The following is a 242-nucleotide window of genomic DNA, read 5'->3' as shown; positions in this document are numbered from 1 at the left end:
GCTGCCGCGCGCCGACCCTACGAGCACCCGCCGCGACTTTGGCGAGTCCGCGGCTACTTCCGCTCGCGCGGCGTGACCGTGAGCCGCTCGACGCGGCCGTTGCGCAGCACGGCGACCTCCGTCGGCCGGCCGATCGCATCGGCGTTCAGCGCGCGGATGAGGTCGTCGGCACCGCCGACGGGCTGGCCGGCCAGCTCGAAGATCAGGTCGCCGTCTTTCAGGCCCTGCGTCGCGGCGGGACC

Annotated in this window: 1 protein-coding gene; it reads right to left on the bottom strand. The window is 74.8% G+C overall.

Annotation, left to right across the window (positions count from 1 at the left end):
• Positions 1–53: 53 nt before the first annotated feature.
• Positions 54–242, bottom strand: a 189-nt coding sequence (locus RMT89_RS45060) for a PDZ domain-containing protein (RefSeq protein WP_315889538.1), incomplete at its 5' end; no start/stop codon positions are given.

Origin of the sequence: Streptomyces sp. P17 (assembly GCF_032436805.1) — a bacterium.
Classification (GTDB): Bacteria; Actinomycetota; Actinomycetes; order Streptomycetales; family Streptomycetaceae; genus Streptomyces.
The sequence above is the reverse complement of the archived record's forward strand: the minus strand, read 5'-3'. Positions and strand labels throughout refer to the sequence as shown.